The sequence below is a fragment of the Pseudomonas sp. B21-054 genome, assembly GCF_026016345.1.
Taxonomy (GTDB): domain Bacteria; phylum Pseudomonadota; class Gammaproteobacteria; order Pseudomonadales; family Pseudomonadaceae; genus Aquipseudomonas.
The window spans coordinates 3,005,300-3,018,492 of the sequence record NZ_CP087204.1; the positions used below are offsets into that span (position 1 = coordinate 3,005,300).

A 13,193-nucleotide genomic window follows, 5' to 3' on the forward strand; every position below is an offset into this window, starting at 1 on the left:
TGGCGTTTGCACATCAAATGAGCCTGTTTTTTTCGGTCAAAGGCTCGAACACCGATATGTCGTCGCTGTAGCCTCCCATAAATGTCGTGAAAAAAGATCAACGCCTTGAGCGAGCGTCGTTAATACGAGGTATTTGAAGAGGATGGCGGGTCGAGCTGGCGCCCCACCTCACAAATAAGCAGCGTCAGGGAATCAGCGTTTCGAAGCATGACGTCGATGCGTTTGTCCGGCAGGTTGGGATCCAGAAACGTATCACGTGCTTCGTCCATGGTCTTGGCGCCGGTCAATTTCAGGATTTCCCTGGCGGTGGCCTTGAGCCCGGGAAGATGCTCCAGGCCCTTGAGTACCTGGGCTTCGCTATCCCATCCCATAAATAGCCTGGAGCGTGACGTGGTTAACGAAAGCCCATTGGCTTGCTGTTTTTTTTGATGGTCATATTTCGCTTGTCCCACATGAGTGGCGGTCGAAATCAGGTCCAGGAAAGGCAGGGTCGATTCCAGGTAGACGATATCGTACGTATCGAAAAGCTGATGGGTGATTTCGTGGATCAGGGTCGCTGCCTGGGCATGGGCATCGACGTTAAAGGTGTCCGGGACGAGGTCCTTGTACTGATCCAGGCCCACGTCGAAGAAAAACTGCGTGAGATAAATTCTTCCGGCTGTGTCAGGTTCAAGTACAAATGCTGTCGCCGTATCGTCGGCCTCTTTAAGGTCGCCGATCACGATGCGGTTCGCGTTCAGCAACTCCCAGGATGGATCAGCCAATGCCTGGCAGATGGGGGAAACTGCGGTATCTATTTTTCTGATCAGACTGGCATCGACCTTGTCGACACCAAAGAATGCCTTCAGGAAAGTATCCAGCCGAGAGCCCGACGGTACTTGTCGTTTGACTTGGGCGAGGTTGTGGAGGGCATTGCAAGAGTAATAGCGCGCCGTCTCCAGGGCCTGCACGATGGCATTGGCGCAGTGAGGGTATTTGCGGCGTATTTCCGCCATGCCCCGGGCTTCGATATTAAGGGATCGCGAAGCCTTGTAGTCGCTGTATGAGTTGGCCAGCGTCGACATGACCTTGCCATAGCGAATGGTCTGTCGCTGCGGGGCAATCGTCCAGTCCTGGCTGCCCGGTGTTCGCTGCAGTATCGGCCCCTCTGCGTCTTCATGGACAACGCGCCAGGCCTGACTGGTTTTCGCCACCTGAAAGACTTTACCGGCAACATGGGCGTAGAGCTTGCCGGACTCGATTGACTTATAGGTTCCGTCGATTGGGTTTTTCTGCAGGTCGTGGAGGCTGACGCCGGTGGCTTCGAAGACTTGCAGGTTAGTGCGCGTCGGGGCGGTGGAGGCAATGTCTTTCCAATGGCCCGCAGTGGCCGCAGGGGTGTTTTGCGAGCCAGGACCGACCGGCGCCAGCAGGCCGAATGTATCGTCGGGGTTCAATAGCCCCAGTGAGACCATTTCAGCGGCGCCGGCGATGAAATCGTGCAGGCCTGCTTTCCAATCATGCTGTTGCAGGGATTCGGCAGAGGCCTTGAAGTCCTGATAGCTTTCCCAGAGCGTCTCGATAAACGCCAGCTTGCCCGGCAGCTGCCTGCCCACCAGCCTGACGCCGGTACTGAACAGATGCAGGACCGTTTCCCAGTCGAACGGGTTGTTTTTGTCGGTCTGCGTGGCAAACATGTCTGACAACAGCGTTGTGTTGTCGTTGAACAACGTATCGAGCAGGTTCGTCCTGATCGGATTCGAGGCCAGCGTGATCTCCGATAGAGACCCGGCCGTCGAGGCGAACAGGCTTTTGAAGGTGGCCCGCTGATTCTCGGGAAGTCGGCGAATCAGCAAGTCCTGAAGGGCTCCCGGCGTATTGAATGCCGCCACAACGCTCGCTTCATCCTTAAACTCGGCAAAGCAATGGCCTGCATGGTAGGGCGAGTACAAGACATGGGGGGCCTTGGCGTCGGCGCTCGACCCGATCAGGTAAAGCCCCAGTGCCTTGATTGCCGCCGAGCCCCCGGTCTTGATCAGCTCCAGTGGCCGAATCAACGCGTTGGCGCCTTCGACCGCTTGGCGAGCGATGGCATCCGGCATGTCCAGCACCTGGCGAATCAAGTCAAACGCCGTCGGCGAAAGATGCTGCTGCAGATGCCGTGCATGGGCGTACTGCAACAGTTGCCAGGGCAGTTGGCGGCGGAAACGCTGCTGTCTTTGCTGGCCCTCGGCGGTGGTGCCGGACAGTTGCTCCTGCATTTTTTTTTGATAAATCGTCGCAATATCCAGGGACAGCAACATTTGTCGGACAGCCGCCTCGTTCAAGCCGTCCGGCAGCTTTTGCCGGGTGGTCGAGGACACGTTGAAACCAGTTATTTGCATGACCTTGACATGATTCAGGGCGAAATCGGTCAACGTGCTGGCGGGGCCGGCCAGGGCAAGGTTCGGTGTGATCTGGATCGTCTCGGGGTCGAGGTTTTTCGCGGCGAAGCGCGTGGTCAACAGTGCTTTCAGTTTTTTACTCACGTAGGCACGCAGGGGTTCGATACCGTCCAGGTAATCCTCGCCATCGCCCACGCTTTTTTTGTATTGCTCAAGCAGATCAATATGCAGACGTTGATCTTCAAGGGCGGCCGTGCCGAGCCAGGCGGGCAGTTTCTGTTGCCACCGGATGGCCTGGGCGATCCGTGCGGCGCGTGTCAGGTTGGTAGGAGCGCCTTTCTGGCGTAACGCTTCAAGGCTTTTGGTCAGGGCCGCCCCGGTCAGCTGCCAGTCTCCGGCTTTCAAAGTGCGCAAATACCCTTGCTCGGCCTCGAAGTGTTTGAGGAACGAGTGCGCCCGGTCGAGCAGCACGTTGTCTTCGATCAGCTCGAACGCCTCGAGTTGATAACGCCTGTGGGGCTTGCGTTGCGTGGGCGTGAGGTTGGCGAGCAGCCCAAAGCGCTTGCGAGAGTCGAGCAGGTGCCGGTTCAAGTGCTGCGTGGCCAGCTCGACGGAGCCGAAAACCTGTAGGCCATCGGCGGGCGTCCATAGGATTCCCAGGCCCGAATAAGGCGTATCCAACCCGCCGCGCTCGGTCAACAGGAAACAATTGGCCAGGGGTAGCGAGACTGTTTCACCGTCTGCGGTACCGGCCAGCTTCAACGCATAGACATCGGGGCGAAAGCCTTTGACCCCCATGCGTTGCTTGCGGTCCGGGTAGGCGGGGTCGTAGGCGAAAACGCTGCTGATGAGATCGCGGGCGGCTGGCGGCAAGGTTTCATTGAGCTCCCTGAGCTCGGCCTCCGCCCGCATCCCCAGGGAAAAAACATTGGTCAGTTTGGGCAGCAGGCCCCTCAGTTCGTGACGCAACGAAACTTCATTGGACAGCGGCAGCTGCAAGAACTCGCTATTGAAGGCGTCTGCGACACTGGCATAGCTCTTGACCTTTCTCTCCAGCGTATCGGCCAGGAAGTTGGACGGTCGCAGATTCCCGTAAAAAGCCGGTTGCGTGCCCCAGTGTCCATTGGTTTTCTGATTCAACAGGCTCCGGTTGATCAAGGCACGTATGTCCAGCGCTTTGTCGACGAGGGCGTGGATGTTCACCTCGCCTTGGCGGGACATTTCCAGAGCGTAATGCAGGTTTTCCAACTGTTTGCCAATGATGGCGCCAGCCAAGGAATCGGAGACCGGCCAACCCACCGATTTACCCGACATTCTAGGCTCGTCCAGGCGCAGGAAACGGTTGCGCTCCTCCAGGCTCAGAAGGCTATAGAGCGCTTCTTTACGAGCGGCGTCGTGTGGGTTATCGAGCAGCGCATCCTTGAAACCCAGATAGTTGTCCACTTTCTGCAGGCCATGGCTGGGGGTGTAGAGGTAGTGGCCCTTGCCGCTGATCATCAAGGTGCCGGCGAGCTCTACGTAAAGCGGTTCATATTCCCAGAGACGAACCGTTTCAATGAACAGGAGCGGTTCGTCCACCCGGGAGGGCCTGAACAGCCGCAGCAGTTCCCGGCTTTGCGTTTCGGTCAGTTGCCTTTTTTCCCGCTGGATCAGAATGGTTGCCCGCAGCGAATCCTGGATGACCTGGGAAAGAAACTTTCGGCGAGAAATATGGAAAGGCCCCATGGCATCCCAATAGCTCCCGAGGCAGTGGCTGAGCTTGGGAATCAGGTTTCTAGCGGTGCTCCTCAAGATGCTTTCCCACTGCTGGGTATTCTGGGGGGATACGTTTATCCCGGGGTGAATGAAATCGACGTCATGCCCGGAGGGCCGCCCCTGATTGTGGAAGTACACCAGCACCGCATCGGCCAGCGACAGGTTCTTGGTCACCTGGTGTGCCTTCGGATCGCCCATGCTGACACCGGTGCTGAATGTCACACGCGCCTGCTTGTGATCAAAGTTTGACAGCACTTCACTCAACACCTCGTCGAGCATCGAGGTCAGCGAGGGCAATTTGATCAGTTCATCCACCATGGCCACGGCATTGAGATTTTGCGCGTGCTCAATGGACTCGACCTGGCTTTTGAAGACATCACCGGTGATGGTCTGCCGGGTCTTTGTGAGTGTGTTTGTGCTGTTCAGTTCGGCACGCTGGGAGATCGCCAGGAGTCGAAACAGGTCGTCACGCTCTGTCGGGTTGGCCAGCATGGCCTCAACCTGCTTATCGAGAGAGGCCGGGCTGTCGAATTTTGTGAGGCCACCCAGAGGTGTATAGAGGAACGCAGGTGTGGTGTCTGATCCGGCGGTCTTCGGCAAGGCGCTGAGGGTAAAGCAGCCGGCCAGCGGGATCGGGGCTTTACCCTCGGTTTGCAGGAGAATCGTTTCGACGCACATCGCGGGTGTCTGTGCGGCGCGCAGGGCATGGCTGGACAGGGACGTGTGATGCAGCCAATCGAGGTCGGCCTGGGTCAGCTCATGGGGTTCGGTCAACTCGTCCAGGCGCTTGGCGGCCAGTACTGCGGGAAATAAGAGTGGCGTAGTCTCAGTGGTCATCGTTGCTTCTCGATCGGGGCGCCGCAAGGCGGGACACCCGTGGATGAAGCGACCAGACTAAGAAACGACGAATGAGCCAAGGTGGTACATAGTTACCGCACACAGGACTGCAAGCCTGTCAGGCTGAGCACCGGGCAGGCTTTGCTCCCACGATGAAGCAGTGTTTAATCACTGGGCTGGTTTCTACGCTGTTGCTACCTCCAACAATCACTCTGGAGCTTCAGATGTCTGCGCTATCCGATCATGCTGGTTCGTCAACCCTGTCCTTTGATGCTTTGGTGAGCCTGCTGGAGAAGATTTTCCTGCGCCATGGCACGTCGCTCGAAGTCGCCCGGACCCTGGCCGCGAACTGCGCTGGAGCCGAGCGCGACGGTGCCCACAGCCACGGGGTGTTTCGTATCCCGGGTTATGTCTCGACACTGAAGAGCGGCTGGGTCAACGGTCAGGCCGTCCCCGTGGTGGAAGACGTCGCGTCAGGTTTTGTGGCGGTGGACGCCGGTAATGGATTTGCCCAGCCAGCCCTGGCCGCCGCGCGTCCTTTGCTGGTGGAAAAGGCCCGCAGCGCCGGGATTGCGGTGTTGGCCATTCGCAACTCCCATCACTTCGCCGCCCTTTGGCCGGATGTCGAGCCGTTTGCCTACGAAGGCCTGGTGGCGTTAAGCGTGGTCAACAGCATGACCTGTGTGGTGCCCCATGGCGCGGACCGTCCGTTATTTGGCACCAACCCCATTGCCTTCGCCGCGCCACGGGCCGACGGCGAGCCGATTGTCTTCGACCTGGCCACCAGCGCGATTGCCCATGGCGACGTCCAGATCGCTGCACGCAAGGGCGAATTGTTACCACCGGGCATGGGCGTGGACAGCCTCGGCCAGCCGACCTGCGATCCAAAGGCGATTCTCGAAGGCGGGGCGCTGCTGCCGTTTGGCGGGCACAAGGGCTCGGCGTTGTCGATGATGGTCGAACTGCTGGCCGCGGCCCTGACCGGCGGCAATTTTTCCTTCGAATTCGACTGGAACAACCATCCCGGGGCCAAGACGCCGTGGACCGGCCAGTTACTGATTGTGATCGACCCGAGCAAGGTCGCCGGCCAGCGCTTTGCCGAGCGTAGCCAGGAGCTGGTCAGGCAGATGCATGGTGTCGGATTGCGGCGGTTGCCGGGGGATCGTCGGCATCGCGAACGCAGCAAATCCAATGAGCAGGGGATTGCGTTGGATGAACAGACGTTGGTGCAGTTGCGGGAGCTGGCTGGGCAGTGAGCAATTGTATGCGTGGCGAGAGAGCAAACTCCCTCGCCACGGATAACCGTCCTTCTGGATGTCGCTTAACGCCGTCCGAGCAACAAACCCACCACCAGCCCGAAACCGGCGGAAATCGCCACGGTTTGCCAAGGATGACCGCCGATATAGACTTCAGTGGCGTCGACCATCGGCCGGGTGCGCTCCCGAACGTCATGGACCGAATCCAGGGCCTGTTGCAGTTTCTGGGAGATCTGCTCTCGCAGGTTTTCAGCGTCTTCGCCAACCAGCGAAGCGCTGCTCTTGAGCAGCTTTTCCGATTCTTCAATCAATGCCTTCAGTTCGCTGAATGCTTGATCCTTGATTTGCTCTCCGTTTGCTTGCACGGTGCTTTTGCGAGCCATTGAGGTACTCCTTGGTGATGATGGCAGTGAACAGTGGAGTGTCGCGCGCGTGCAAAAGTTGCAGCATGTGGCGCTGACAGCACACCCCTTCATAAATCATGGTTAAGCCGTTTCTCCGCAAGGTGTAAGATGGCGCCTATTTACGCAACAGGTAATTCCCATGAGTTTCAATCTGGCTGACAGACCCCTGGCCGAGCGCGCCGCGCTGGAAGACGAAAAATCCCGACTTTTTGAACTGTGGCAAAACAACCTGGGCAAGGCCAAGGGCGATGCTGCCCGGCTGTTTGGCGAGCGCTCCAAGCGCAAGGGCAAGTGGTCTGAGTGGGTGCGCGCCGAGCTGGACGGCATGTCGCCGCCGGAGTACGCCAACATGGTGCGCAGCGAAGTCAATCGCCTGATGGCCGCCAACAAGTAAACCCTACGTGAAGGTGGCAACAATGGCCTCGCGAACCTTGCCCACGGCCGGGTCCATTTGTGTGTGGGTTCTCCACCCCAATTCGATGGGATAACGCGGCAAGGCGAGGGGGCAGGGCAGCAATGCCAGGCCGCTGAGCGAGGCGATGGCCCGGGCGGCATGGGCTGGAATGGTCGCCACCGCCTGGCTGCCCTTGAGCAGGAACGGCAGTGCGGCAAAATGGGTCGTCGAGGCGCACACCCGCCGGCTCAGGCCAAGCCCGGCCAGTCCCTCGTCGGTGATACCAATGAAACCACCCGACGACACCAGCAAATGTTCACGCGCCACGAACGCTTCCAGGGACAGGCTCTGCTGGCCCTCCGTCAGGCTGGCCGCATCCACGAGGCAGGCATAGTCCCCTTCGCCCAATACCTGGCGGCTGAGCAATCGTTCTGCGAAACCACCCGCGGTGATCGCCAGGTCGAGACTGCGCTCCATCAGGGCCCGGCCGACGATCTGGCTGTGGGTCTGGCGAAAAATCAAGCGCAGGCCCGGCGCACGTCGCGCCACTTCCTCGATCAAGCGTCGTCCATGGGCGATCTCGAAATCGTCGGACAGCCCAACGATGACCGAACGGCCCTCGTAATGGCTGACGTGCGGATCGACCATCGCCAGGCTCTGGCGACATTTGTCCAAGGCATCGCTGATCACCGGTTTTAGCTGGTTGGCCCGCAATGTCGGCGCCAGGCCGCGCCCGGTGCGCACGAATAATTGATCGTCATAGAGGTTTCGAAGCCTGCGCAGGGCTGCGCTGATGGCCGACTGGGTTACACCCAGGCGCAACGCGGCGCGGCTGGCGCTGGATTCGTCGTGCAGGGCTTCGAAGGTCTTGAGCAAATTGAGGTCGACGTCAGCGATATTCATAAGGTTCATATCATTTAGCAGCGTTTGGGGCTTTATTCATGATCGGTCGACACTTGAGAATCAGCAACACCTGATGATCAAGGAGTTGAAAGACCATGCCCAAATCCATTGTGGCCGCCCTGCAAATCGGCTCGCTGCCCGGCGGCAAAGGCGAGACCCTGGCGCAGATCCTTTCCTACGAAGACGCCATTCGCCAAGCGGGTGCGCGTCTGGTGGTGATGCCCGAAGCCCTGCTGGGCGGGTATCCCAAGGGAGAGGGGTTCGGCACTCAGTTGGGTTATCGCCTTCCGGAGGGGCGCGAGGCGTTTGCCCGTTACTTTGCCAATGCCATTGACGTACCCGGCGTCGAGACCGAGGCGCTGGCCGGGCTTTCGGCCCGTACCGGGGCGAGTCTGGTGTTGGGCGTCATTGAACGAGCCGGCAGCACCCTATACTGCACGGCGCTGTACTTCGAGCCCGAGGCCGGCCTGGTGGCCAAACACCGCAAGCTGATGCCCACCGGCACTGAGCGGTTGATCTGGGGCAAGGGTGACGGCTCGACCTTGCCGGTGATCGACAGCCAGGTCGGGCGTGTGGGTGCGGCGGTGTGTTGGGAAAACATGATGCCGCTGCTGCGCACCGCGATGTACGCCAAAGGCGTGGAGGTTTGGTGTGCACCGACAGTGGATGAGCGAGAGATGTGGCAGGTGACCATGCGGCACATCGCCCACGAAGGTCGCTGCTTTGTCGTCAGCGCCTGTCAGGTCCAGGCCTCGCCACAGGCATTGGGCATCGACGTCGCCCATTGGCCGGCCGAGCGTCCGTTGATCGCCGGCGGCAGTGTGATTGTCGGCCCCATGGGGGACGTGCTGGCCGGGCCGCTGAAAGGCTCGGCCGGGTTATTGACCGCCGAAATCGATACCGATGAACTGGTGCGGGCGCGTTACGACTATGACGTGGTCGGGCATTACGCTCGGCCGGACGTGTTCGAATTGGTGGTGGACGAGCGGGCGCGGCCCGGAGTGCGGTTTACCGCCTGATCACCAAGTCGCCGCGGAGCCTGGCAAGTCGAGGGTGCCGCGGTCGACGAAGCGCATGGTGCCGAACAGTCCTCCCGCCAGTTTGCCCTTGAGTACATAAGGCAGGTTATTCAGGCTTTGGGTCTGGCTCAGGCCCAGGGTCTGACGTAGCACGGAAAAGGCCGAAATGCTCACCGGCACGCTCAGCACCGCTTCGGAAAACCGTGGAATGGAACCTGCCTGGTCACTGACCCCCGAGGCCAGCGTACGGCCATTGACCTCCAGGTCCAGGGCCACGCCGTTGTATTCGATGGCGGTTTCGTTGGGGTTCTGCAAACGCAGCTTCACGGCGAAGCGCATCTCCAGCTCCTGGCTGGGCAACGGCTCGATGCCGACGACGTTGATATTCAGCGGATCACGGTGCGGGAAGAGGGCGCAGGCGCTCAAGCTGAGCAGCATCAGGAATAGGGACAAGCCGAGGATTCTGCGCATGGATAAACTCTCAAGAAGTGGAGAAAAACTCGGGGAACTGTTACTCAAGGCTATCGTAATACCCCTGTGGCGAGGGGATTTATCCCCGCTGGGTCGCGTAGCGGCCCTATCTTTTGCGGTCGCTTCGCAACCGAGCGGGGATAAATCCCCTCACCACAAAGTCCACACTGTTTCTGACCCGAACAAGGCAAATGGCTCCTGACACTTTCTGACACCAGCCTCTGCTAATCTGCGTCAACTTTTTCCTTCCGGATCGCCCATCGTGTCGCGTACTACTCGGCTGCTTACGTTGCTGCAAGTCTTGCGGGGCAAGCGCTGCCCGGTCACCGCGGCGACCTTGGCCGGTGAGCTGAAAGTGTCCGAGCGCACGCTGTATCGCGACATCGCCGAACTCACGGCCTTGGGTGCGCCGATCCAGGGGGAGGCGGGCATTGGGTATGTGTTGCGCAGCGGGCTTTTCCTGCCGCCGCTGATGTTCACTGCCGATGAAATCGAGGCCATTGTGCTGGGCTTGCGCTACGTCGATCAGCGTGGCGATGAGGTGTTGGGCAAGGCCGCCGCCGATGCGTTGGCGAAGGTCGCGGCGGTGCTGGCTCCCGACGTCCGGGACGCCCTGCGCAATCCCACGGTGCTGCCGGGCCCGCCAGGGTATGGCTATCCGCAGAATACGGTGGAACTGAATGTTTACCGCAAGGCCATTCGCAGCCAAGCCAAGTTGCACATCGATTATGCCGACGTGAACAAAGTCCCGAGCCAGCGATTGATCTGGCCGCTGGCCCTGGGCTTTTTCAATGAGGCGCGGGTGGTGGTGGCCTGGTGCGAATTGCGCGGCGCCTATCGGACCTTTCGCACCGACCGGATAGCCTCTGCCACCGAGCAGGGCGAGCGCTATCCCGGCAGACGCAGTGACTGGCTGCGAGCCTGGTTCAAGCTGATGAAATTGGATGAATCCGGGCGCTTCACTCCTGACAAAAACTGACACAAGGCTGTTCTAGCATGGTGCCAGATCGATAAAACAAGGAGCCTTACCATGTCCAATCCCGTCTCTTCCCTGGCCCCGGCCATTGCCGGTTACATTGCGGCCGCCAATGCCCGTGACAGTTCGGCGGTGACGCGTTTCTTCGCCGAGGATGCCCATGTGTTCGATGAAGGTCAGCATCGGGCCGGTACCCAGGCCATCGTCCAATGGATGGAAGACACAGCCCGGCGTTTTCAGCCACGGGTGGAAGTGCTCAATGTGCAACAGCGCACTGGCAAGGTGTTGGTGCAGAACCTGATTTCCGGGACCTTCCCCGGCAGCCCGCTGGAGTTGCGCTATACCTTCCGGCTCGATGAGCAGGGGAAGATCAGTCGGTTGGATATCTCGGTTTAGCGTTCTGCACCCTGTTATGTGAACACCATTGTGGCGAGGGGATTTATCCCCGTTCGGCTGCGAAGCAGACGTCAGGCCCTAAACCGTATGGGCCTGTTTCGCAGTCCAGCGGGGATAAATCCCCTCGCCACAGTCTGCACGGTTCTTCTGAGCGTTTCACATGGCATACTCCCCACCTTCGTTTTCCGGACCTGGGCCGTATGACTTTCGACTCTCCCTTGAGTGCCTGGCAGCACGCCATCGAACACCACGGTTTCGTTCAGGACGAAGCCCAGGAGTTGGCCATCATGGCCCTGGAGCAATGCCACCAGGCATTGCACGAGGGCCGCAAGTCGATCAAGGGCGTTTACCTCTGGGGCCCGGTCGGGCGCGGCAAGACCTGGCTGATGGACCGTTTCTATGAAAGCCTCAAGGTGCCGGCTCGCCGCCAGCACTTTCATCATTTCATGGCCTGGGTGCACCAGCGCTCGTTCCAGCTCACCGGCACGCCGGACCCCTTGCAAGCCCTGGCCCGGGAATTGAGCCGAGAGGTACGGGTGCTGTGTTTCGACGAATTATTTGTCAGCGACATTGGCGATGCCATCATTCTCGGCCGTCTGTTCCAGGTGATGTTCGAGCAAGGCATGGTGGTGGTGAGCACGTCCAACCTGCCGCCGGAGCAGCTTTATGCCAACGGCCACAACCGTGAACGCTTTGTGCCGACCATCACCGCGATCAAGCAGCACATGCAGGTCGTGCCGGTCAATGGATGGCAAGACCACCGCCAGCACCCGGGCACGTTGCAGCAGCGTTACTGGCTGCGCGATTCCGGGCAGGCCGACCCGTTGGCCGATGTCTTCAGCCAGTTGACAGCAGGACAGAAGCTGAGCAGCGAGCCGATTGAAGTCGGTCATCGCCTGATTGGGCCGATCCAGGCCAGTGACGCGGTGCTTTGGAGCCGTTACCTGGATCTGTGCGAGCAACCGTTCTCGGCCCTGGATTTCATGGCCCTGTGCGACCGTTTCAAGGCCATCCTGCTCAGTGACGTGCCCAACCTGAGTGCCGAGCAGCGCGAAGGGCGCATTGCCCGTGGCACGGAAGACGGTGTCGAGCGGGTTGTGGCCGGGGATCGCGAGCTGCCGCAGCTGTCGGTTCACGACGACGGCGTACGGCGTTTCATCGCCCTGGTCGACGAATGCTATGACCGCAAGGTGCCGCTGTACCTGTCGGCCGAGGTGCCGATGGATGAGTTGTACACCGAGGGCTATCTGCAATTCCCGTTTCGCCGTACTCTCAGTCGCCTCCAGGAAATGCAATTGCAACGTTTTGGTCAGCCCAACTGACCTGTATCCCGTATCCCGCCGACAGCCTCGGGCGTCGGTATTATCGAAGTGAGATGGAAGGTCATGGAAGAAGCCAAGGACATCCTTGTACTGCAAGCCAGCTACACCAACCCGGTCCACGCTGAAGCGATCTGTCATGTGCTCAATGGCTATGCGGAGGATCCGATGGGGGGTGGTCATTCGCTGCCGGCGGAGGTGCTGCTGCATCTGCCCGAGGAGCTGGCCAAGCGCCCCCATGCGTTTAGTGTGTTGGCGTTCGTCAATGGCGAGCCAGCGGGGCTGGTCAATTGTTTCGAGGGTTTTTCAACTTTTGCCTGCCGGCCGCTGGTCAATATCCACGATGTGGCGGTGATGAAGGCTTTTCGCGGGCTCGGGCTGAGCCAGAAGATGTTGCAAAAGGTCGAGGACATTGCCCGTCAGCGCGGTTGCTGCAAGATTACCCTGGAGGTGCTTGAAGGTAATGCCGTGGCCCAGGGGAGTTATGCCAAGTTCGGTTTTGCCGCGGGCATGTTTGACCCGGCCCATGGGCGTATGCTGTTTTGGACGAAGCCGCTTTGAGAGTTTGATGCTTTTGGGCTGTTAGGTTTGTGTATATATCCGTTTTTTCGGTAACGGCGGCTGGCGGTTCCGCCCTTACGGCGGGTCACTTTCGAAAAGCGCGAAAGTAACCAAAGCGCTTTTGCCCCACCACTCGGTGCCTCGCCTAGGCTCGGCATGCCCGAATGCAGGCATTGCTCCGTGGGCCGCCGCGAAGGGCCATCCATGGCCCAGCGCGGCTATCCCGGCATCCATGCCGGGATGCCCACTGCGCAATGCCTGCGTTCGGCCAGCGTGGTTAATGGGGCGTTGAGATCAAGATCAAGATCTAAAGCAAAGCAGAGCGGGGGTATGTCCAGCATCTATGTGGCTGTACCACTGCTATCGCGAGCAAGCTCGCTCCCACATGGAGTTGCGGGTGTTCACAGCATCTGCACACGACACAAAAAAACTGTGGGAGCGAGCTTGCTCGCGATGGCGTCAGCACAGCCAACATCACCACAAACTGACCCTCCGCTTTCGCGAGCAAGCTGGCCCCCACAGGAGGCCCAGGCGAGGTG

Annotated in this window: 11 protein-coding genes; 7 read left to right on the forward strand and 4 right to left on the reverse strand. The window is 59.7% G+C overall.

What is annotated here, in order from left to right; genetic code table 11:
* Positions 1-119 precede the first annotated feature (119 nt).
* Positions 120-4,955, reverse strand: a complete 4,836-nt coding sequence (locus tag LOY70_RS13525; protein ID WP_265037469.1) for a dermonecrotic toxin domain-containing protein — start codon at positions 4,953-4,955, stop codon at positions 120-122.
* 224 nt (positions 4,956-5,179) lie between these two features.
* Here LOY70_RS13525 and LOY70_RS13530 point away from each other — a divergent pair, with 224 nt between their 5' ends.
* Positions 5,180-6,211 (forward strand): Ldh family oxidoreductase, encoded by a 1,032-nt coding sequence (locus LOY70_RS13530; protein WP_265037471.1) that lies wholly within the window; start codon positions 5,180-5,182, stop codon positions 6,209-6,211.
* A 65-nt stretch (positions 6,212-6,276) separates the two neighbouring features.
* Here LOY70_RS13530 and LOY70_RS13535 read toward each other — a convergent pair whose 3' ends face one another.
* Positions 6,277-6,594 carry a DUF883 family protein gene (locus LOY70_RS13535; RefSeq protein WP_123341339.1) on the reverse strand — a complete coding sequence of 106 codons (318 nt, stop codon included), beginning with the start codon at positions 6,592-6,594 and terminating at the stop codon, positions 6,277-6,279.
* 160 nt (positions 6,595-6,754) lie between these two features.
* On the opposite strand from LOY70_RS13535, the gene LOY70_RS13540 reads away from it, so the two are divergent.
* Positions 6,755-7,009 (forward strand): hypothetical protein, encoded by a 255-nt coding sequence (locus tag LOY70_RS13540; protein WP_025213412.1) that lies wholly within the window; start codon positions 6,755-6,757, stop codon positions 7,007-7,009.
* A gap of 3 nt (positions 7,010-7,012) precedes the next feature.
* Here the strand turns inward: LOY70_RS13540 and LOY70_RS13545 are convergent, their stop codons facing one another.
* Positions 7,013-7,921: a LysR family transcriptional regulator gene (locus LOY70_RS13545; protein WP_265037475.1), complete on the reverse strand. Its 909-nt coding sequence runs from the start codon at positions 7,919-7,921 to the stop codon at positions 7,013-7,015.
* An 86-nt stretch (positions 7,922-8,007) separates the two neighbouring features.
* Between LOY70_RS13545 and LOY70_RS13550 the strand changes: the two genes are divergently transcribed.
* Positions 8,008-8,931 carry a carbon-nitrogen hydrolase family protein gene (locus LOY70_RS13550; protein ID WP_123416816.1) on the forward strand — a complete coding sequence of 308 codons (924 nt, stop codon included), beginning with the start codon at positions 8,008-8,010 and terminating at the stop codon, positions 8,929-8,931.
* Here the strand turns inward: LOY70_RS13550 and LOY70_RS13555 are convergent, their stop codons facing one another.
* Positions 8,932-9,402 (reverse strand): LEA type 2 family protein, encoded by a 471-nt coding sequence (locus tag LOY70_RS13555; RefSeq protein WP_265037477.1) that lies wholly within the window; start codon positions 9,400-9,402, stop codon positions 8,932-8,934.
* A gap of 262 nt (positions 9,403-9,664) precedes the next feature.
* Between LOY70_RS13555 and LOY70_RS13560 the strand changes: the two genes are divergently transcribed.
* From LOY70_RS13560 to LOY70_RS13575, 4 genes are all read left to right on the forward strand, one after another.
* A complete protein-coding gene (locus tag LOY70_RS13560; protein WP_265037479.1) occupies positions 9,665-10,381 on the forward strand; it encodes a helix-turn-helix transcriptional regulator in 717 nt (238 codons plus the stop codon).
* 51 nt (positions 10,382-10,432) lie between these two features.
* Positions 10,433-10,774 (forward strand): nuclear transport factor 2 family protein, encoded by a 342-nt coding sequence (locus tag LOY70_RS13565; protein WP_025213417.1) that lies wholly within the window; start codon positions 10,433-10,435, stop codon positions 10,772-10,774.
* Positions 10,775-10,974: 200 nt separating this feature from the next.
* Positions 10,975-12,096, forward strand: coding sequence for a cell division protein ZapE (gene zapE, locus LOY70_RS13570; RefSeq protein WP_265037481.1), 1,122 nt, complete (start codon positions 10,975-10,977; stop codon positions 12,094-12,096).
* 63 nt (positions 12,097-12,159) lie between these two features.
* The gene (locus LOY70_RS13575) at positions 12,160-12,654 is read left to right on the forward strand and encodes a GNAT family N-acetyltransferase (protein ID WP_025213419.1); all 495 of its coding nucleotides are present in this window, start codon (positions 12,160-12,162) and stop codon (positions 12,652-12,654) included.
* Positions 12,655-13,193: the final 539 nt, after the last annotated feature.

Coding starts and splice junctions, on each gene's coding strand:
- LOY70_RS13530 (WP_265037471.1), top strand. CDS start 5,180: ATGTCTGCGCTATCCGATCATGCTGGTTCGTCAACCCTGTCCTTTGAT.
- LOY70_RS13545 (WP_265037475.1), bottom strand. CDS start 7,921: ATGAACCTTATGAATATCGCTGACGTCGACCTCAATTTGCTCAAGACC.
- LOY70_RS13540 (WP_025213412.1), top strand. CDS start 6,755: ATGAGTTTCAATCTGGCTGACAGACCCCTGGCCGAGCGCGCCGCGCTG.
- LOY70_RS13555 (WP_265037477.1), bottom strand. CDS start 9,402: ATGCGCAGAATCCTCGGCTTGTCCCTATTCCTGATGCTGCTCAGCTTG.
- zapE (WP_265037481.1), top strand. CDS start 10,975: ATGACTTTCGACTCTCCCTTGAGTGCCTGGCAGCACGCCATCGAACAC.
- LOY70_RS13575 (WP_025213419.1), top strand. CDS start 12,160: ATGGAAGAAGCCAAGGACATCCTTGTACTGCAAGCCAGCTACACCAAC.
- LOY70_RS13535 (WP_123341339.1), bottom strand. CDS start 6,594: ATGGCTCGCAAAAGCACCGTGCAAGCAAACGGAGAGCAAATCAAGGAT.
- LOY70_RS13550 (WP_123416816.1), top strand. CDS start 8,008: ATGCCCAAATCCATTGTGGCCGCCCTGCAAATCGGCTCGCTGCCCGGC.
- LOY70_RS13525 (WP_265037469.1), bottom strand. CDS start 4,955: ATGACCACTGAGACTACGCCACTCTTATTTCCCGCAGTACTGGCCGCC.
- LOY70_RS13565 (WP_025213417.1), top strand. CDS start 10,433: ATGTCCAATCCCGTCTCTTCCCTGGCCCCGGCCATTGCCGGTTACATT.